The organism is Segnochrobactrum spirostomi, from assembly GCF_009600605.1.
Lineage (GTDB): Bacteria > Pseudomonadota > Alphaproteobacteria > Rhizobiales > Segnochrobactraceae > Segnochrobactrum > Segnochrobactrum spirostomi.
In genome coordinates, this window is the sequence record NZ_VWNA01000001.1 from 1694220 (window position 1) to 1714881 (window position 20662).

General features: G+C 69.6%; 10 protein-coding genes and 3 pseudogenes. 6 read left to right on the forward strand and 7 right to left on the reverse strand.

What is annotated here, in order from left to right; translation table 11 throughout:
- Nucleotides 1–45 precede the first annotated feature (45 nt).
- From F0357_RS07660 to F0357_RS07675, 4 genes and pseudogenes are all read left to right on the forward strand, one after another.
- Nucleotides 46–1053, forward strand: coding sequence for an ABC transporter permease (locus F0357_RS07660; RefSeq protein WP_153479795.1), 1008 nt, complete (start codon nt 46–48; stop codon nt 1051–1053).
- On the forward strand, nt 1046–1963 hold the full coding sequence (locus tag F0357_RS07665) for an ABC transporter permease (RefSeq protein ID WP_153479796.1): 918 nt from the start codon (nt 1046–1048) through the stop codon (nt 1961–1963). The genes F0357_RS07660 and F0357_RS07665 overlap by 8 nt, the downstream gene beginning before the upstream one ends.
- Nucleotides 1960–2849: pseudogene (locus F0357_RS07670) on the forward strand (ABC transporter ATP-binding protein). The gene F0357_RS07665 and the pseudogene F0357_RS07670 overlap by 4 nt, the downstream one beginning before the upstream one ends.
- Nucleotides 2842–3732 carry an ATP-binding cassette domain-containing protein gene (locus F0357_RS07675; RefSeq protein ID WP_153479797.1) on the forward strand — a complete coding sequence of 297 codons (891 nt, stop codon included), beginning with the start codon at nt 2842–2844 and terminating at the stop codon, nt 3730–3732. Before F0357_RS07670 ends, F0357_RS07675 begins: the two are co-directional and overlap by 8 nt.
- Nucleotides 3733–3783: 51 nt before the next feature.
- Here F0357_RS07675 and F0357_RS25455 read toward each other — a convergent pair.
- A pseudogene (locus tag F0357_RS25455) lies at nt 3784–4155 on the reverse strand (DUF805 domain-containing protein); the annotation flags it as partial.
- A 315-nt stretch (nt 4156–4470) separates the two neighbouring features.
- Here F0357_RS25455 and panB point away from each other — a divergent pair.
- Both panB and panC read left to right on the forward strand, forming a co-directional pair.
- Nucleotides 4471–5331 (forward strand): 3-methyl-2-oxobutanoate hydroxymethyltransferase, encoded by an 861-nt coding sequence (gene panB, locus F0357_RS07685; protein WP_153479798.1) that lies wholly within the window; start codon nt 4471–4473, stop codon nt 5329–5331.
- A 154-nt stretch (nt 5332–5485) separates the two neighbouring features.
- Nucleotides 5486–6337 carry a pantoate--beta-alanine ligase gene (panC, locus tag F0357_RS07690; RefSeq protein WP_153479799.1) on the forward strand — a complete coding sequence of 284 codons (852 nt, stop codon included), beginning with the start codon at nt 5486–5488 and terminating at the stop codon, nt 6335–6337.
- A gap of 44 nt (nt 6338–6381) precedes the next feature.
- Here the strand turns inward: panC and F0357_RS07695 are convergent, their stop codons facing one another.
- The 6 genes and pseudogenes from F0357_RS07695 to F0357_RS07715 form a co-directional block, all read right to left on the reverse strand.
- Nucleotides 6382–7530, reverse strand: coding sequence for a glycerate kinase (locus F0357_RS07695; RefSeq protein ID WP_153479800.1), 1149 nt, complete (start codon nt 7528–7530; stop codon nt 6382–6384).
- A 179-nt stretch (nt 7531–7709) separates the two neighbouring features.
- Nucleotides 7710–10799: an efflux RND transporter permease subunit gene (locus F0357_RS07700; protein ID WP_153479801.1), complete on the reverse strand. Its 3090-nt coding sequence runs from the start codon at nt 10797–10799 to the stop codon at nt 7710–7712.
- 11 nt (nt 10800–10810) lie between these two features.
- A complete protein-coding gene (locus F0357_RS07705) occupies nt 10811–11929 on the reverse strand; it encodes an efflux RND transporter periplasmic adaptor subunit (RefSeq protein WP_376767789.1) in 1119 nt (372 codons plus the stop codon).
- Nucleotides 11926–13677 carry an efflux transporter outer membrane subunit gene (locus F0357_RS07710; protein WP_153479802.1) on the reverse strand — a complete coding sequence of 584 codons (1752 nt, stop codon included), beginning with the start codon at nt 13675–13677 and terminating at the stop codon, nt 11926–11928. Before F0357_RS07710 ends, F0357_RS07705 begins: the two co-directional genes overlap by 4 nt.
- Nucleotides 13678–13704: 27 nt before the next feature.
- Nucleotides 13705–14463 (reverse strand): thioesterase domain-containing protein, encoded by a 759-nt coding sequence (locus F0357_RS24440; protein ID WP_376767790.1) that lies wholly within the window; start codon nt 14461–14463, stop codon nt 13705–13707.
- 176 nt (nt 14464–14639) lie between these two features.
- Nucleotides 14640–20651: pseudogene (locus F0357_RS07715) on the reverse strand (amino acid adenylation domain-containing protein); the annotation flags it as partial.
- Nucleotides 20652–20662: the final 11 nt, after the last annotated feature.

Below are 20662 nucleotides of genomic sequence, written 5' to 3' on the forward strand. Positions count from 1 at the left end.
ATATCGCCTCGTTTGCCGCCAGCACATGTAACCCGTCCCTAATTCATGATCCTCGTCGCCGCCCTGAGACGCCTCGCCACCGCGGTCGCGACCCTGTTCGGGGTCGCGGTCGTGGTGTTCGTGCTGCTGCGGGTCGTGCCCGGCGATCCGGTGGCGATGATGATCGCCCCGGGTGCCTCGCCGGCCGACATCGCCGCGTTGCGCGCCCGCTACGGGCTCGACGCCCCGATCTTCACCCAGTTCTGGATCTGGCTCGGCGACCTCCTCCACGGCGATTTCGGCACCTCGATCTCGCTCAAGCTCAACGTGCTCGACGTGCTCGCCGAGCGGCTGCCGGCAACCCTCGAGCTCGCCATCGCCGCCCTCGTCGTCGCCCTCGCGATCGGCGGGGCGATCGCGATCTTCGGCGTGATCCTGCGCCGCACGCTCGCCGAAAGCCTGCTCGACGCCGTCGACGGCTTCATGCTCGCGATCCCCGATTTCGTCTGGGCGCTCGCCTTCGTGCTCCTGCTCGGGGTGCTGTGGCCGGTCTTCCCCCTGTCGGGCCGCATCGACCCGACGCTCACCGTCGCCTTCGCGACCCGCTTCTACCTGATCGAAAGCCTCGTCACCGGCCGCTTTGCCGTGTTCGCCGACATCCTTTCCCACATGGTGATGCCGACGCTCGCCCTCGCCTTGCCGCTCGCGGCGATCGTCGCGCGGGTGCTGAAGCAGGCGCTCGCCGAGGCGATGGTGCAGGATTATGTGCTGCTCGCCCGCCTCAAGGGCATGTCCGAGACGCGGCTCGTCCTTCAGGAGACGCTGCGCAACGCCGTCGGCCCGACGCTGGCGCTGACCGGCGTGCAGTTCACCTTCCTGATCGGCGGCACGGTCATCGTGGAACGCATCTTCGCCTATCCCGGCATCGGCAACATGGCGATCGACGCGGTGATCAACCGCGACCTGCCGCTCATCCAGGGGCTCGTGCTCGTGTTCGGCGCGCTCTTCATTCTCGTCAACATCGCGGTCGACCTCGGCGTCGCGGCCCTGAACCCGAGGCTGCGCCATGGCTGACGCGCTCGCGACCGGCCCGGCCGGCCTCCCCGCCCCCACCCCTGCCGCCGCCCCCGCCCGCAAGGCGCGGCTGTGGTCCGCCTTGCTGCGCGACCCGAAGGTGGTTCTCGGCGGCGGCTTCATCCTGGCGCTCCTCCTCATCGCGGTGTTCGCGCCGGAGATCGCGCCGAAGGACCCGCTCGAGCAGGATCTGATGTCGGGGACCCTGCCGCCGGCCGGCTTCGAGGGGGCCGATCCGGGCTTCCTCCTCGGCACCGACGATCTCGGCCGCGACGTGCTCTCCCGCCTGATCTACGGCACCCGCGTCGCCCTCACCGTCGCCTTCGTCGCGGCGACGCTCGCCGCTCTCCTCGGCACCCTCCTCGGCCTCGCCGCCGGCTGGTACGGCCGCGTCGTGGACGGCGCGATCTCGCGCCTCGTCGACATCTGGATGGCGTTCCCGCCGGTGCTGCTGTCGATCCTGCTCGTCGCCGTGCTCGGCTCGGGCATCCATTCGGTGATCGCGGCGATCGTCATCATCGATTGGACGCGGTTCTGCCGGGTGGTGCGCTCGGAGACGCAGGCCCAGGCGCGGCTCGATTATGTGGTGGCCGCCCGCACCGTCGGCTTCGGCCGCACCGCAATCCTGTTCCGCGAGATCCTGCCGAACGTGCTGCCGGTCATCGTCGCCCTCGTCTCGCTCGAGATGGGCATCGCCGTCATCGTCGAGGCGATCCTCTCCTTCGTCGGGCTCTCGGTATCGTCGGACACGCCGACCTGGGGCGGCATGATCGCGTCGGGGCGGCAGATCATCTATCAGGCGTGGTGGGTGCTCGCCGCGCCGCTCGCCGCCCTCGTCCTCACCGTGCTCGCTTTCAACCAGCTCGGCGACGGGCTCCGGCGCGTGCTCGACCCGGTGATGCGGCGATGAGCGCCCTTCTCGCCGTCTCCCGGCTTTCGGCCGTCTCCGACCGCGAGGGCGGCGCGCCGATCCTGCGCGACGTGACGCTGAGCCTCGCCCGGGCGAGGTGCGCGGCCTCGTCGGCGAAAGCGGCGCCGGCAAGTCGACCATCGCCAAGGCGGTGCTGGGCATCCTGCCGCGCACGGTCCGCGTCACCGCCGGCGACATCACCTTCGCCGGGCGCGATCTCCTGCGCGCGCCGGCGCGGGAACGGCGCGCCGTGATCGGCGCCGACATCACCCTGATCCCCCAGGACCCGATGACGGCGCTCAATCCCGGCCGGCGCATCGCCGCCCAATTGACCGACGGCCTGCGGCTGCAGCGCGGCCTTTCCGCGAAGGCGGCAGAGGAGCGCGCGCTCACCCTGCTCGACGAAGTCCACATCCGCGATCCGAAGCGGGTGATGGCCGCGTTTCCCCACGAGCTCTCCGGCGGCATGCGCCAGCGCGTGCTGATCGCCGCCGCCTTCGCGATGGAACCGAAGCTCGTCGTCGCCGACGAGCCGACCACCGCCCTCGACGTCACCGTGCAGAAGCAGATCCTGAAGCTCATTCGCGGCATGCAGGAGCGCCACGGCACCGCCGTCATCTTCGTCACCCACGATCTCGGCGTGGTGGCGCAGATCTGCGACAGCGTCACCCTGCTCTACATGGGCAAGGTGATCGAGGCGGGGCGCACCGCCGACATCATCGCGACGCCGCACCATCCCTATACCCGGGCCCTGATGGCCGCGAGCCCGCGCTACGATCGCCCCGACGAGGGCCTCGCGCCGGTGCCGGAGGCGGTGTTCACCGGGCTCAAGGCCGAGATCGCGGCCTTCGATGCAGCCCGGAGCGGGAGGGCCGCCCATGGCTGAGCCGGTTCGTCTCGCCGCCGACACCGCTCCCGCCGCTGCCCCCGCGCCGGCGCGCGATCTCCTCGTCGCCCGCGACCTCGTCGTCGCCTATGGCGGCGGCCGCAGCCTCCTCGGCGGCACCAAGGCCGCCGTTCCGGTACTCCACGGCGTCGGGCTCTCGATCGGCCGCGGCGAGACCGTCGGCATCGTCGGCGAATCCGGATCGGGCAAGACCACCCTCGGCCGCGCCCTGCTCGGCCTCGTCGCGCCGCGCGAGGGCTCGATCCGTTTCGACGGCACCGAGATCGTCGGCCTCGACGAGGGCGCCATGCGCCCGCTCCGGCGGCGCATGCAGATGATCTTCCAGGACCCGATGTCGTCGCTCAATCCGCGGCACTCGATCCGCACCATCCTGACCGGGCCACTGCGCCTGCACGGGCTCGCCGCGGATGCCCGCGAGGCCGCGCGCAAGGCCGAGGCGGTGCTCGACCGCGTCGGCCTGCCCCGTGCCGTACTCGACCGCAATCCGCACGAACTCTCGGGTGGACAGCGTCAGCGCGTCGGCATCGCCCGGGCGGTGGTGATGGAGCCGGATTTCGTCCTCGCCGACGAGATCGTCTCGGGGCTCGACGTCTCGACCCAGGCGCAGGTTCTGAACCTGCTCGGCGATCTTTGCCGCGAGATGGGCCTGGCGCTCGCCTTCATCAGCCACGATCTGTCGGTGATCCGCGCGGTGTGCCAGCGCGTCACCGTGCTGCGCGGCGGCCGGGTCGTCGAGGAAGGCCCGTGCGAGGCGGTGTTCGCGAACCCACAGGCCGCCTATACGCGGCTCCTGCTCGACGCCATTCCGCTGCCGGAGATCGATCCCGACTGGCTCGACAGGGTGCCGCCCGACGAGAGCTGACGCCGCCTCAGCGGCGGCGGGGACCGCGCGCGTTCTGCCCGGCCCGTAGCGGTTCGCCCCCGGCTCGCCGGGGGTGAGCCCCAGGAAGATGAAGAAGAAAATGATGTTGGCGAGCGGCACGAGGAGCAGGAGCGAGAAGATCGCGCCCAGCCCCCGATCGTGCAGCCGCTTGATCGCCAAGGCAAATTCGGTCCACAGACCAATCGCCAGGATCGCCAGGAACAACGGATCCGGCGTCGTGATCAGCGTTTCGATGTCGCCGCGGAAGGGCGACAGCAGGATCGTCTCGACGAGCGAAACGAAGGCGAAGCCGAGCCAGAACGGCTCGCGGCCGATCCGCCCATCGAACGAGAGCAGGAGCCACAGGACCGTCGGGACGCCCACATGAGGCAACCGCGGAGGCTGGGGAGAGGGAAAGGCCATCGTTCCGTCCGGCAGGGGCGTTCGTGTCCGTTCCCCTATCCTGTCGGTGGCGGTTTGCCAACCGCGCCCAAGGCCGCAAGGGGTCTGCGCCGGCGGGTGGAAGCGGAGCGCGCGACCCCCATCTGAGGGGTGCGATTGAACCGCGGCGAGGGCGGGGATAATGCTCTCGGGCGGGCGGACGCGATCGACGGCCGATTCACCGCGCGGCAGACGGCCGCAAGGCGCCGGCGAACGGCGCCGTAACAAGCGCCCCCGACGGGGCGGCAGGGACGGACGGACCCTCGGCGGGTCCGCGGTTCCCAGGGAGGCGAGCCGATGAGCGTGACCAAAGCCGGCGCGAGACCGGCCGAACCGGCCTCCGGGCCGCGGCTCGGCGTGCCCGAGATCGCCGGCCGCAAGGGCGGCGTGCCGGTCGTGATGCTGACGGCCTACACCGCCCCGACGGCCCGCCTCCTCGACCCGCACGTCGATGTCCTGCTCGTCGGTGACAGCCTCGGCATGGTCGTCTACGGCCTCGAGTCCACCCTCGCCGTCACCGTCGACATGATGATCGCCCACGGCGCGGCGGTGGTGCGCGGCTCGCGCCGCGCCCTCGTTGTCGTCGATCTGCCGTTCGGCTCTTACCAGGAGAGCCCGGCCCAGGCCTTCCGCACCGCCGCGCGGGTGCTCGCCGAGACGGGTGCGGCCGCCGTCAAGCTCGAGGGCGGGCGGGAGATGGCCGAGACGATCCGTTTCCTCACCGAGCGCGGCGTGCCGGTGATGGGCCATATCGGTCTGACGCCCCAGGCGGTGCACCGGCTCGGCGGCTTCCGCGCCCGCGGGCGCACCGAGGCGGAGCAGGAGACGATCCTCGCCGATGCCGTCGCGGTCGCGGAGGCCGGCGCGTTCTCGATCGTGGTCGAGGCGGTGATCGAACCGCTCGCCCGCCGCATCACCGAGACCGTGCCGGTCGTCACCATCGGCATCGGCGCCTCGGCCGCCTGCGACGGCCAGGTGCTCGTCACCGAGGATGCGAGCGGCCTGTTCGACGCCTTCAAGCCGCGCTTCGTGAAGCGCTATGCCGAACTCGGCCGCGGCCTCGAGGCGGTCGCCCAGGCCTATGCCGAAGAGGTGCGCGCCCGCCGCTTCCCCGCCGATGAGAACCTGTTCGGCGTCGCGCGCGGCGGGAAGGGCTGATCCCGCGCCGACCGTAAAGACGCCGCGGACGAGCGTCCCGGCGTCCGCTTGCGGGATCGTTCCCTCGCGTTCGGTCTCGACAGCGATTGTGCCGCCGCCCGGTTATCGCCAAGGTCGCGCTCTTTCTTCCACTTCTTCGCCGTCAGGAGACCCCATGCACGTCGTTCACACCGTCGCCGATCTGCGCCGGGCGCTCGGCTCGTCTAGGGACCACAGCCTGGTGCCGACGATGGGGAACCTCCACGCCGGCCACCTCTCCCTCGTCGAGGCGGCGGCGCGGCGGAGCACCGGGCCGGTCGTCGTGTCGATCTTCGTGAACCGGCTGCAATTCCAGCCGAACGAGGATTTCGACCGCTATCCCCGCACGCTTCAGGCCGACGTCGAGAAGCTCGCCGCGACGCCCGCCGCCATCGTCTTCGCCCCCGACGAACGGGAGATGTATCCCGAACCGCAGACGGTGAAGGTGGTGCCGCCCGCGGCGATCGCCGACATTCTCGAAGGCGCGTTCCGCCCCGGCTTCTTCACCGGCGTCGCCACCGTCGTCGCCAAGCTGTTTTGCCTGGTCGAGCCGGCGGTCGCGGTGTTCGGCAAGAAGGATTATCAGCAGTTGATGGTGGTGCGCGCGCTCGCCCGCCAGCTCGGCATGCGGGTCGAGATCGTCGGTGCGGAAACGGTGCGGGCCGACGACGGCCTGGCCCTCTCCTCCCGCAACGGCTACCTCTCGGCGGAGGAGCGCGCCACCGCCATGGCCTTGAACGCGGCGCTGCGGGCGCTCGTCGCCGCCGCGCAATCGCCCGCCGCGAGCGTCGGCGATATCGCGGCCGCGGAGACGGCCGAAACCGCACGGCTCGCCGGGGCGGGATGGGCGGTCGATTATCTGAGTGTGCGCCGCCGCACAGATCTCGGCCTGCCCGAGGCCGGCGACCTCACCGGCGCCGACACCCTCGTCGCCCTCGGCGCCGCCCGCCTCGGCACCACCCGCCTCATCGACAATATCGAGATCTGACCGGGCGACCGTTGCGGGCCCGGGGCGGGCTTCCGCCGCGCCCTTCAGCCCTGCCGCGACAGCGCGCCGAGGCGCCAGACCGCGGCGACGTCCCGCGCCGTGGCGCGGAGATTGGGGCCGGCCTCCGCCAGCGCCTCGGCGAGGGTGCAGGGGCGGCCGAGAACGCTGAAGACGGCGTCGATGCCGTGGGCATAAACCGCCGCCACCCCGGGGCCGAGCGAGCCCGCGATGGCGATGACCGGCTTGCCGTGCCGCTTGGCGACCGCCGCGACGCCGACGGGCGTCTTGCCGTGGATGGTCTGGCCGTCGATCCGCCCCTCCCCAGTGATGACGAGATCGGCGTCGGCGACGGCGGCGTCGAGGCCGACCGCCTCCATCACGATCGCCGCGCCGGGCCTGAGCCGCGCCCCGAGCAGCGCATGGAGCCCGGCGCCGAGCCCGCCGGCCGCGCCGCCGCCCGGCAGGTCCGCGACCGAACGGCCGGTCGCCGCCTCGATCGCCCCCGCGAAGCGCGCCAGGCCGCGATCGAGCGCCGCGACCATGGCCGGCGTCGCGCCCTTCTGCGGGCCGAACACCGCCGAGGCACCATCCGGCCCAACGAGGGGATTGTCCACGTCGCAAGCCGCCTCGATCGAGCATTCTGCGAGCCGGGGATCGAGGCTTGAAAGGTCGATGCGGGCGAGAGCGGCGAGCGCCCCGCCGCCCGGGCCGATCGGCCGGCCTTCGCCGTCGAGGAGCCGCGCCCCGAGCGCCGCCGCCATGCCGGCCCCGCCGTCGTTCGTCGCGCTGCCGCCGAGGCCGACGACGAGATGGCGCGCGCCGCGGTCGAACGCCGCGCGGATGAGCTCGCCGACGCCGGCGGTGGTGGTGACGAGAGGATCGCGGCGCTCCGGCGGCACCAGGGCGAGGCCGGCCGCGGCGGCCATCTCGATCACCGCCGTGCGGCCGTCGCCCGTCACGCCGTAGAACGCCTCGACGGGCGCCCCGAGCGGCCCGGTGACGGAGAGCGCGACGCACTCGCCGCCGGTCGCCGCGACGAGGGCCTCGACGGTGCCCTCGCCACCGTCGGCGACCGGCAACAGGCGATAGTCGGCGTCTGGAAAAATCTCGGCGAACCCGGCCCCGATCTCGCGCGCCACGTCGGCGGCCGAGAGGCTTTCTTTGAAGGAATCCGGGGCGATGACGATCTTCATCGGGAGGAACTCTCGTGCAGGCGAGGCGGACACGTCGGCGCCGGCCGACCGACGCACCATCGTCGCCGGGCGATCCCGCGTCGAGCCCCTTCTCGCCTCCACCGCGGCCCCGGGGGGCGCCCGAAAACAAATCGGCCGCCGGAGACCGGCGGCCGATGAGGTGTCGTTTGCGTCGCGGGTCAGACCGAGCCGGCCGGCGCGGGCTCGGCGGGCGCGTGCTCGTCTTCGCCCTCGTGGGCCTTATCGCCGTGCGCGAGCACGAGATAGAAGGCCGGCACGACGAACAGCGTGAACAGCGTACCGATCGCGAGACCGGAGGCGATCACGAGGCCCATGTTGAAGCGCGAGTTCGCGCCGGCGCCCGCCGCCGTGATGAGCGGCACGACACCGAGCACCATGGCGGCCGTCGTCATCAGGATCGGCCGCAAGCGAACCGAAGCCGCCTCGATGATGGCCTCGCGCTTCGCCTTGCCGTGCAACCGCAGCTCGTTCGCCACCTCCACCATCAGGATGCCGTGCTTGCTGACGAGACCCATCAGCGTCACCAGACCGACCTGGGTGTAGATGTTGATGCTGGCGCCGCCGAGACCGAGGCTGATGAAGACCAGCGCGCCGGCGAGCGACATCGGCACCGAGACAAGGATGATGATGGGATCGCGGAAGCTGTTGAAGAGCGCCGCGAGCGACAGGAAGATGATGATGAGGGCGAGCGCGAACGTGTTCACGAAGCCGCCCGATTCCTGCTCGAGCTGGCGCGACGCCCCACCATAATCGATGGAATAGCCGGCCGGCAGCGACCTGGCCGCGATATCCTTCAGCGTCTGAAGGGCCTCGCCGTCGGTCACGCCCGGCATGGCGACACCGGAGATCGTCGCGGAATTGAGCTGCTGGAAGTGGTTCAGCGATTCCGGAACGGTCTTGGTCTCGATGTGGGCGATCGTCGACAGCGGCACGCTCGTCCCGTCGCTCGCCTTGATATAATAGTTCAAGAGCTGATCGAGGTTCAGGCGGTGCATCTGCATCACCTGCGGGATGATCTTATACGAGCGACCATCGTAGCTGAAATAGTTTGTATAGTTGCCGCCGAGCATAGTCGCCAGCGCGGCACCGATGTCGTTCATGTTGAGGCCGAGGCTCGAGGCCTTCGCACGATCAAAATAGATGGTCGCCTGGGGTTGGTCATATTTCAGATCGTTGTCGAGGAAGATGAACTTGCCCGACTTGTAGGCCTCCGCCATGAAGGCGCTGGCGATGTCGTTGATCCGCGAGAACGGCTCGGTCGACTTGAGCACGAACTGGATCGGCAGACCGTTGCTGCCCGGCAGCGGCGGAAGCTGGAAGGCGACGAGACGAGCGCCGGCAACGTTGTTGAACTTGTTCTGGATCACCGGCTGCAATTGCAGCGTCGTCTCCTTGCGCTTGTCCCACGGCTTCAGCACCCAGCCGCCGATGATCTGACTGGGCGTGTCGATCTGGAAGATCAGGTCGGTCTGCGGTTCCTTGGAGAGGATGTCGTAGACCTGCCGATCGTAGAACGAGCGTTGATCGAGCGTGGCGGTCGGCGCCGTCGTCATCTGATAGAGGATGACGCCCTGGTCTTCCTGCGGCGCCAGTTCGCTCGTGGAGTGCGTGTAGAGCCAATAGATGCTCGACAGCACGATGAGGCCGAACAGGATCGTCACCGGGACGGTCTTCAGCGCGCTCGTCAGCATGCGCGTGTAGGTGCGCGTTACCCAGCCCATGGTGGCGTCGATGACGTGGACGATACGCCGTTCGATGCCGCCCATCTCGGCGTGCGGCTTCAAGAGGTGGGCGGAGTTCATCGGCGACAGCGTCAGCGCGATGATCGCCGACACGGTGACGGCGGCGACGAGGGTGAAGGCGAACTCGGTGAAGAGCGCGCCGGTGAGGCCACCCTGGAAACCGACCGGCACATAGACGGCGATGAGCACGACCGTCATGGCGATGATCGGGCTCGCGAGCTCGCGGGCCGCCTTGATCGCCGCGTCGAAGGGCTTCAGGCCCTCCTCCATATGCCGGTTGACGCCCTCCACGACGATGATGGCGTCGTCGACGACGAGACCGATCGCGAGCACCAGCGCGAGCAGCGTGAGCAGATTAATGGAGAACCCGAACATCAGCATGATCGCGAAGCTGCCGATGAGGGAGAGCGGGATCGCCACGATCGGGATCAGGACCGAGCGCCAGGAGCCGAGAAAGACGAACACGACGAGGGTCACGATCGCCATCGCTTCGAACAGCGAATGCACCACCTCGTCGATCGAGGCGTTCACGAAGTCCGTCGCGTCGTAGAGGATGGTGGCGGTCAGGCCATTCGGCAGGTTGGCGGTGATGTCGGGCAGCACGCCGCGGATGCCGGAGATCACGTTCAGCAGGTTGGCGCCCGGCGCCACCTGGATGCCGATATAGACGGCTGTCTTGCCGTTGAAGCTCGTCTTCGAATCGTAGTCGTCGCTACCGAGCGTCACATTCGCCACGTCTTCGAGACGGATGATGGCGCCGTTAACGTTCTTGATGATGAGCTTCTTGTATTCGTCTACCGAGTGCAAGTTGGTCGCGCTCGATAGGTTGATCTGGATGAGGCGGCCCTTTGTGTTGCCGAGGCCGGCGATATAGTCGTTCGAGTTGAGCGCGTTCGAAACGTCCGTCGCCGTGAGACCGAGCGCGGCGAGCTTCACCGGATCAAGCCAGATCCGCATCGAGAAGTTTTTACCGCCGAGAATCTCGGCAGTCTGCACGCCGGTCACCGCCTGAAGCTTCGGCTGCACGACGCGGGTCAGATAGTCGGTAACCTGGTTCTGGGGCAGTACGTCGCTCGAGAAGCCGATATACATCGAGTCGATGGTCTGCCCGACCTTGAGGGTCAGCGTCGGCTGTTGGGTGCCGCTCGGCAATTGGTTGAGGACCGAGTTCACCTTGGTGTTGATCTCGGTCAGCGCCTTGCCGGAATCGTAGTTGAGCCGCAGGTTGGCGGTGATCGTGCTGGTGCCCGTCTGGCTCGTCGACGTCATGTAGTCGATGCCGTTGGCCTGGGCGATGGCGTTCTCGAGCGGCGTCGTGATGAAGCCGGCGATGATGTCGGAATCGGCGCCGGCATAGGTCGTCGCGATGGTGACGACGGCGTTCTGGGTCGCCGGATATTGCAGGACCGGCAGCGACAGCATCGCCCGCAGGCCGATCACCAGGATGAGGGCGCTGACGACGAGCGCCAGCACCGGGCGTTTGATGAAAATATCGGTGAAGCGCATCGTCGTGGCCCTTACTGATCCGCCACGACCGGATTGGCCTCGGCGATGGGCACGTGCGAATTGTCGATCTTCACCGGCGAGCCGTTGCGCAGCTTGATCTGGCCGACGGTCACGACCATCTCGCCTTCCTTGACGCCGTCGAGCACGGCGATGAGGTCGCCTTCGGTCTGGCCGGTCTTCACGAAGGTCTGGCGCGCCACCTCGCCTTCGCCGTTCTTGTCCTTGTCGACGATGAAGACGGTGTTGCCGTAGGAGTTCGCGACAATCGCCGTCTGCGGCAGCGACACATATTGCTCGGGCTTGCCGACTTCGATGGAGAGCGAGACGAACATCCCGGGCAGGAGCCGCTTGTCGGGGTTCTTAAAGGTCGCGCGGACCTTCGCGTTGCGGCTGCCGGACTCCACCTTCGGACTGATGGCGGATATCTCGCCGAGGAAGGTCTCGCCCGGGAAGGTATCCACCTTGAGGCGGACCTCCTGGCCGATCTTGAGCTGATCCACGGACTTCTGCGGCACATAGAAGTCCGAAAAGATCGGATCGAGCGCCTGGAGCGTCACGATCGTCGTGCCGGCGCTCAGATATTGGCCGAGATCGACGGCGCGAATGCCGAGGCGGCCGGCGAACGGCGCGGTCAGCCGATATTGCTCGACGAGGGCCTGCTGCTGGGCCACGAGGGCCTCGGCGTTCTTGAGGTTCGCCTGATCGGTGTCGACCGTCGCCTGGGCGACGGCGTTGATCTTGAGCTGCTGCTGGTCACGCTTCAGGTTGATGGCATCGAGCTCCGCGGTCGCCTTGAGGGATTCGAGCTTCGCCACCTGATCGTCGGCATTGAGCTGAAGCAGCGTCTTGCCGGCCGGGACTTCATCGCCCGACTGGAAGTTGATCGTCTGAACGATGCCGGAAACCTGCAGCGACAGGTCGGCGCCGTCGGAGGCGCGCAGCTCACCGACGAGATCGATCTTCGGCTGCCAACTCCGCATTTTTGCCGGCTGGGCCGCGACGATCTGGGCGGGGTTCGCCATGCCGGAGATGGCCTGCTGGATCATCCCAGCCTTGAAATTCTGGAACCAGTAGAGCCCGTAGGCGGCGGCGCCCACAACAACGAGCATGATCACCAAACGCTTGATCACTGAGCCGTCTCCATCGAGGTCTTGGCGGTCGCAGCCTTGGTCGACACGCTACTCGGGGCTGCGGTGTTGGCCGACACGGTCTTGGGGGACACGGCCTGACCGGATGGCGCCGTGCTCGAGGTCGTGGACGCGGGCGCGTCCTTGGTCTGCGTCGCGGCAACGCCGGGACCGCTTGGACCTTCCAGGTAGCCACCCTTGCGCGGGGCCGCCTCCTTGGTCTCGTCGGTGCGGTTCCACCACCCACCGCCGAGCGACTGATAGAGCGCGACGGTATCGCTGAAGCGGGCCGCCTGCGCCTGGACGCGGGAGATCACCGCGTTCTGGAAGGTCTGCTGGGCGTTGATCACTGTGGCGTAGCCGATCGCGCCGACCTTGAACTGCTCCTGCGCCATCTTGAGGCTGTCGAGCGAGGCCTTTTCAGACGCCATCTGCGCGTTCAGCGTCGAGGCGTCGTATTGCACCGCGCGGAGCGAATCCGCGACGTTCTGGAACGCGGTGATCACCGTGCTCTGGTAGGATTGGTAATCCTGCTCGAAGGTCGCCACGTCGGCTTCCTTCGTGCGGTACAGCTTGCCGCCGTCGAACAGCGTCTGCTGGATGCTCGCCGCCACGCTCCAGGCGATCGAATCCGGCGAGAACAGATGCGCGGTATCGAGCGAGGCCGTGCCGAAGCTCGGCGTCAGATTGACCTGGGGCAAGAGATTGGCGACGTCGACGCCGACGGTCGCGGCAGCCTGGTGGAGCGTCGCTTCGGACTGCCGGATGTCTGGCCGCTGGCGCACCAGCGAGGACGGCAGGCTGACCGGAAGCTTGCGCGGCAGGCGCAGCGCGGACAGGCGGACGTGCTCGCCGCGGTCCTGGTTCGGCAGCCGGCCGAGATAGGCCATGAGCTGGTTGCGGCCCTGGGCGAGCTGCTTCTGGAGCGGCGGCAGGGTGGCCTGGGTCTGGGCCAGCGTCGCCTGCTGGGACAGGACGTCCGATTGCGGCACGGCACCGAGCTCGAACTGGTGCTGAACGCGCTGGAGCTGGTCCGTTTCCGCCTTGATGATGTCTTGGGTCGCGGCGATCTGATCGCGCAGCGAGGCGTCGGTGATCGTCGTCGTCACCACGTTGGCGATCAGGGTCAGGTACGTCGCCTCGAGCTGGAAGCGCTGGTACTCGGCCTGCGCCTGAGCCGATTCAATGCCGCGCCGTGTCCCGCCGAAGACGTCGAGCGTGTAGGAGACGCTGACCGAGGTGTTGAACAGGCTGTAGATCGAGGTCGGGCCGGTGGTTCCGTTGGTCGCCTGGGCGACCTGCTCGCGCTGCCCGGAGAGGCTACCGTTCACCGTCGGGAACAGACCGCCCTGTTTGACGAGGACGGTCTCGCGGGCCGCACGCAGCGCATATTGCGCCGACTTGATATCCGGATGGTTGCGGACCGCCTCCTCGACGAAGGCGTTGATCTGGGGCGAGCCGAACTCCGTCCACCACGACCCTCCGACATCGGCGCCGGAGACGAACGATTGCGAGGCTCCGCCTGCAGCCGCCGTGGAGGCCGTCGGCCGCAACTTCGGCTCGGCCGTGTAGCCGCTCACCGCCGGGGCGTCCGGTGGCTTGAAGTTGGGGCCGACCATGCAGCCGGCGAGCAGAAATGGAGAACTGGCCGCGGCCGCGAGCACAGCCGTGCGCAGTGCCGGACGACCTGACGGCCGAACCGGACGAGCATCCGCCGCGGCGGATTTAGAGCCTTGGGCGAACCCAACCATGAGCGTTCCAAACCGGAAAACGAGATACTAGGAACCGAGGAACCGACCGATAACGTCGGCAGTTAACAAGACCCTACGCACATCCAGCATGGAAATGTGATCCCCCGGGACGCTTTCCACCGAAATCGGTACGCGAACGACCCTTTCCCATCCCATTGCCGGCGCCTCGACCACCGCCAACTCGGACTGTCCCAGATCGCCATGACGGAGCGTTGATGCCCGGACGAGCCGGAGCGGCAGATCGCGCGAGTGTGGATCGGCGGATGGCCGATAATCAAGGAGGGCGCGATAAAGCACCAAGCCGGTACGGTGGGCCCGCCAGAGCCACGCCGCGTCGGCGCCCTCCGGCAGCAGCCCCCATTCATTCATCCGTTTGACGGCAAAGTCGAATCTTGCTTCCGCCCCAAGCGGAAGAAGGTCTTCGATCTCGAACGGTCGGTCGGTTCCATGGTGGCGCGCCCTGACATCGGCCATGCGCACCAGCCATTGGGCCTGCGCCACGTCCACGTCGTCGGAGAGAATCGAGGTCGCGACGCCGACCGGGGCCGGCGTGTCGATGATGACGAGACGCTCGGGCCGCGCACCCCGTGCGGCAAGCTGTCGCGCCATCTCGAAGGCGACGATCCCGCCGAAGGAATAGCCGCCGAGAAGCCGGGGCGCCGGCAGGCCGCGGCGGGCGAGCGCGGCGAGATTGTAGGCCGCGAGATCCTCGACGCGACCGATCGGTTCCTGCCCGTCCTCGAGGCCGGGGGCCTGCAGGGCCCAGAACGGCCGGTCACCCGGCATCGCCCGGGCGAGATCGAGAAAGGCGCTGACGTCGCCGGCGATCGGGTGGACGCACACGAACGGCTCGCCGGCTCCCCCTTCAGCGGCACCACGGCGTCCCAGGCCTGACCCTCGGCGAGGGCGCGGGCCAGGGCGGCGACCGTCCTATGCTCGATGAGAAGAGTGACGGGAACCGGCCGCTTCAGCCGCTCGGCGATGCGGGCGGCGGCGGTGGCGAGGCCGAGCGAGGTGAGGCCGGCCGCGAGAAAATCGTCGTCGGTGCCGATCTCGATGCCGGCGACCGCCGCGATGACATCGAGCACGATCGCCTCATGACCGTCCCGCGGGCGTTGCAGCGGCGTCTCGCGCGCGACCACGGCGGGGGTGACGGGCCAGAGGCGCGGCGTGGCGGTATCCGGAAGCCGCAGATCGGCGACGCGACGATCGATCGCCTTCGGCAGCGCGGCGAGCAGGGTCGCGAATTCGGCGACCATCGCCGTCCCCTCGGCCTCCGCGGCGCCGTCCGGATCGGGCAGGACGAGGGACAGCGCGACCCGGTCGCCCGGTACGACGACGCACGTCACGCTGTAGGCGGTCTTGAGCTCGCCGTGGACGGACTCGACGACGAGATCGTTCGCACCGCTCCACGCGCTGGTGCCGGACGGCATGTTCTCGACCACGAGCAGGGTGTCGAACAGGCTCGGCGCCCGGTCGATGACACCGGCCGCCTCGCCGATTTCGATGAGGGAGAGCTGGGCGTGGGATTGCAGCGCCGCGATCTGGCGCTGCATCTCCGCGGCGAGATCGGAGACCGTGCTCTCGGGTGCGAAGCGCAGACGCACCGGCAGATTGTTGATGAAGAGCCCGACCATCCGTTCGACGCCCGCAACCTGCGGCGGACGCCCGGACACGGTGGTGCAGAACACGGTGTCTGCGATGCCGCGCTTGGCCGCCGACCACAGGCCCCAGGCGAGATGGGCAAGCGCGCCGATGGTGATGCCGCGGCGACGCGACAGGTCGGCCAGGGCCTTGCTCTCCTCGGCACCGAGTTGGTGGCGCACCGTGGCGAAGGCGGCGCCGCGGGAGGGCCGCCGCAGCGGCGGCTGTTGCGGCGGCGCGGCGAGGAGGGTCTTGAAATAGGCCCCCATTTCGGCGCGATCGACGCCCTCGCTCCAGGCGATGAATTCGCGGAACGGCACAACCGGCTCGAGCTTCGGATGGACGCCTCGGCGCAGCGCCTCATAGGCGGCGCGGGCCTCGCGCTCGAGTTGGGCGAGACACCAGCCGTCAACGAGCACGTGATGGAAGCTCGCGATCAGATAGGCGTCCGTCTCACCGGCGCGGATCAGCACCAGCCGGGCGAGCGGCCCGGCCTCGAGGTCGAACCCCTGCGCGCGGTCCTCGGCGAGACGCCGCTCGAGACGCTCGGCGTCGAACGACGGCCAGGTCTCGACCGAGACCGGCGGCCGCTGCAACGGCCGCACCACTTGCAGGGGACGTGGGAGACCACGCCAGCGGAACGTCGTGCGCAGCACCGGATGCCGCTCGAACACGTGGGCCCACGCGCGGCGGAAGGCGACGAGGTCGAGCCGGCCTCGAAAGCGCATGCAGCTCTGCTCGAAGTTCACCGACGAGCCGTGCTGGCTCAGCGAATGGAGCAGCATCGCCTCCTGCATGGGCGACAGCGGGTAGAGGTCTTCGAGATCGGCCGCATCTGCAAAGATGCGGGCGAGCGCCGCCGGCGCCAGGGCCGCGAGGGGGAAATCCTGCGGCGTCACGACCGGGGCCGCGCGGCGGCGCGTCCAGTCCGCGATGGTGCGGGTCCCCCGTTCGACTGCGGCGAGCAGCGCGGCGGCATCGCCGTCCGGCGCCGCGCCGATCCAGCGCAGTTCCAAGGACCCGGCGACCATGCGGACAGCCAGCGCACCCCGGACCGAATCCGAGAAGGCGGGAGGGTGATGGAGGCACACCGCATGGCCCGCCTGGGCCGTCGGCAGCCAGGCGACCCCGATCGCGGCCGGCGCAAGGGTGAAGGAGGATCCGACGATGCGCAGCGCGAGCCCGAGCGGCTCGGCCTCCTGGCGAGCGATCTTCGCCGCGCGCAGCCGCTCCGTCAGCGCGTCGTCGCCCGCCTCGCCCTCGCTCGGGTTGCTTCCGCCCGTCGGAGCGATCGTCGCGAGGGGCAGCACGGCATCGAGGTTGGCGAGCAGCCCCTCGGCTCGCGGCGCGGCGGCCGGCAAGGTGCGGCGGCCATCGACGATCTCGAGGGCGAACGCACCGCCGAGCGCCTCGCCGAGTGCGACGGCGAGCGCGTCGAGCGCCGACACGCCGAACCGCGAGGGCAGGTCCTCGGCGAGAATTCGCGCGAGCCCCGGCTCGATCAGCCGCGACGCCGCGGCGGCTTCGATGTCGATCACGCACGCGCCGTCGGCGGCGAACGGCGGCGCGCCGAGCCCCGCCCCGGCGCGCTCGCGCGCGATGGCGGCGATACGCACCGGCTCGCTCTCGGCATGATCCGACAGCCAGGAGAGCCATTCCGAGAAGCTGAGCGCCGGCACTGGAAGCCGTGCACTTTCAGGCCCCGCCGCGAGCGCACTTTCGAGTTCCGTCGCGAGGAGCAGCAGGGCGCGGTCGTCGGCGATCGCCTCGTGCAGCGCGAGCACGATGATCGCGGTCTCCGCCCCGTCCTGCTTGATGAGGGTCGCCGCGATCGTCACGCCTTTTGCGAGATCGATGCCGCGCACGAGCCGTGTGCGATGGGCCTCGATCCAGGCATCGAGATCGTCGGCGGCGCCGGCCGGAAGATCGACGAAGCGCACCGGCACCGCGGGAAGAAAATCGGCGATCGACAGCCGTCGACTCGCGCCGTCCTCGACGACCAGAAGGCGCAGCGCGTCGTGGCGCTCGGCGAGGCGCTGGATGGCGTAGCCGAGATCGACCGCCGCGACGCCGCGATCCGTCGCGAGGCTCACGATCCGGCAGCGCGCGCCGGGCCGGGCCGCGGCCGGCAGCAGGGCGACGGGGTGAACGGCGGTCGCGAACGTGTCGGCGCGGGCCCGGCTGCGCCGGGCCGCGATCGCCGCGAGCCCCTCGATGGTCGGGTGGTCGAAGACGTCCTTCAGCCCGAAATCGAGGCCGGCCTCATAGGCGCGGGCGACCAGGCGGATCGTCAGGATGGAATCGCCGCCGACATGGAAGAAATTGTCGTCGACGCTCGCGGCCGGTCGGCCGAGCAGGTCGGCCCAGATCCCGGCGAGCAGCCGCTCCTCGGGCGTGCGCGGCTCGATGCGCTCGACCGCCCGATCGAGGTCGGCGACCTCGACGCTCGGCAGCGCGCGCGTATCGACCTTGCCGTTCGCGTTGAGCGGAAAGCGATCGAGCACCACGAAGGCATGGGGCAGCAGAGGCTTCGGCAGACGCGCTTCGAGGAAGGCGCGCAAGTCCTGAGCCGTCACGGTGGCGCCGCTGCGCGGCGTGACATAAGCGACGAGATCGCGGTCGCCGCTCTCCCGGCGCGGCGCCACGACAACCGCCTCCGCCACGCTGGGGTGCAGCGCGAGGGCGGCGGAGATCTCGCCGAGTTCCACGCGATAGCCGCGCACCTTGACCTGATTGTCGGCGCGGCCGACGAAGACGATGGTGCCGTCCTCCCGCCAGCGGCCGAGGTCGCCGGTCCGATACATGCGCGCGTCGGGCGCGGCCGCGAACGGGTCGGGATGGAAGCGCGCATCGGTCAGCGCCGGATCACCGAGATAGCCGAGCGCGACGCCATCGCCGCCGACCCAGATCTCGCCGACGATGCCGGGCGGCAGCGGCTTGCCCGCCGGATCGAGCACATAGGCGGTGCTGTTGGCAATCGGGCGGCCGATCGGGATCGCCGCCTCGTCCGGCCCCAGTCGCGCGATGTCGAAGGTGGTGCTGAAGGTGGTGTTCTCGGTCGGCCCATACCCGTCGAGGAGGCGCAGCCCGCTGCCGCGCCCGGCCTCGAGCACCGCCCGCGCCGCAGCCGGATTGACCACGTCGCCGCCGGTGATGACGGTGCGGTTGCCGGCGAAGGCCAGGGGATCGACCGCCGCGATCTGCTGGAACAGACCGGCCGTGATCCAGATCAGGTCGATGCGTGCCTCGGAGAGGAACAGCCTGAGGGCCCGCGGGTCCATCACGATCGTGCGGTCCACCGGCACCGCCGTGCCACCGTTGAGAAGCGGCGCCCAGATCTCCAGGGTCGAAGCGTCGAAGGCGGGATTGGAATAGACGGCGGACCGGGTGGAGAGCCCGAACCCGGCGAAGTTGGTGTTGCGCACGAGACGGACGATCGCCCGGTGCGGCACGCCGACGCCCTTGGGCTGGCCCGTGGAGCCCGACGTGAACATCACATAGGCGAGGCTCTCGGGCGCGATCGGCCGTTCGGCGATCGGCGCCAACGCCTCGGCGCGACCGAGCAGGTCCGGGAACGCGATCGCCGGGCAGGCGATGCCGTCCGTCGCGCCGTCTTCCACGACGGCGAGCCGGGCCACGACGAGGCGGGCGCGGGCGTCCCGCTGCTCGGCCGGATAGGTCGGATCGATGGGGGCATAGGCCGCGCCCAGAGCGAGCACGGCGAGCTGCATCTCGATCAGCGCGGCCGAGACCGGCAGGACCAGGAGGACGATGTCGCCGGGCCCCGCCCCCATCGCTTCGAGGGCGGCGGCGAGCCGGCGCACACGGTCCGCCGTGCCGCGATAGGTGCGGCCGAAGCCCTGCTCCTCGATGGCGGTGGCGTCGGGATTGCGCCGCGCCGCCTCGAAAAACAGGGTCGGCACCGCGCTGTCGCGCTCATAGGGCCGTGCCGTCGCGTTGAAGCGCGCCACGAGGGCGCGGCCCTCGTCCTCGGCGATCAGTGGCACGGCGAGCACCGCCTGGTCCGGCTCGGCCGCGACCGATGCGGCGAAGCGCACCATCCAGCCGAGCAGCCGCTCGATCGTCGCCGCATCGAACAAAGCCGCATCGTAGCGGCACCAGAAATGAAGGCCGTCCGGCGCGACGCGGTAGACGACCGAGAGATCGGCCTTGGCGGCCTGGTCGACATTCTCGCCGGCGACGGCGAAGCGGGTGCCGTCGAGGGCGGTCAGCGCCGGCGGCTCGCCCTCGGCGGCACCGAACAAGATCTGCATGAACGGCGCGACATCGCCGCGCCGCTCGACGCCGCTCGCCTGGACGATGCGCTCGAAGGGCACGTCACCGTGCTCCATCGCCTCGCGCACGACGTCGCGCACCGCCGTCACGAGTGCCGGGACGCGCGCGTCCGTTTCAACGGCGACGCGGATCGGCAGCGTATCGACCAGAAGGCCGATGAGATCGGCGAGCTCGGGCCGCGAGCGCTTCGAGACCGGCACGGTGACGACGAGGTCGTCGAGCCCGCTCCAGCGCCGCAAGACGGCAAAGAAGATCGCCATGAAGGCGTTGAATTCGGTGGCGTCCGTGGCCCGGGCAAGACGGCCGATTCCCTCGGCCACGGCGCGATCGACCACAACGTGCGCCTGGGCGCTCGAGGTCGCCGGCTGGGCCCGCCCGCGCCGATCGAACGGCAGCTCGAGGTGGGCGGGTGCATGCTTCAGGCGGCTGCGCCAGACGGAGAGGCTGCGCTCGAGCGCCGGACTGCCCGCTTCGAGGCGCTGGCGCTCCCAATCGGCATAGTCGGGATATTGCAGCGGGAGTTCGGGAAGCGTGCCGTCGCCGCCGCGGACGACGTCGTCATAGGCCGCGACGAGGTCGCGCAGGAAGAGATCGAACGAGGCACCGTCGGCCACGATGTGGTGGAAGACGACGATCAGGGCCGCCGTGCCGCCTTCGCCACCCACCAGCGCGGCACGGACGAGCGGGCCGGCGGCGAGATCGAACGGCTCGGCGACGAGCGCCTGCGTCTCGGACGCGACCCGCGCGTCGAAGTCTTCGTCCGCCGCCGGGCCGGTGACGACGTTCAGGCGGAGCGGCGCCTCGTCCGCGACCGCCTGGATGGGCGCGCCGTCGACCATGGGGAAAGTGCTGCGCAGCGCATCGTGGCGGCGGCCCACCGCCTGGAGGGCGGCCTCGAGTGCCGCCCGATCGACCGCATCCGAGAGGCGGACGACGAGGGGCATGGCGAACACCGATTGCCCCGGGCGCAGCAGCTCCGCCATGTGGATCTGGCGCTGGGCGAAGGAGAGGTCGGCGACATATCCGCTCGCCATCAGCCGCGCCT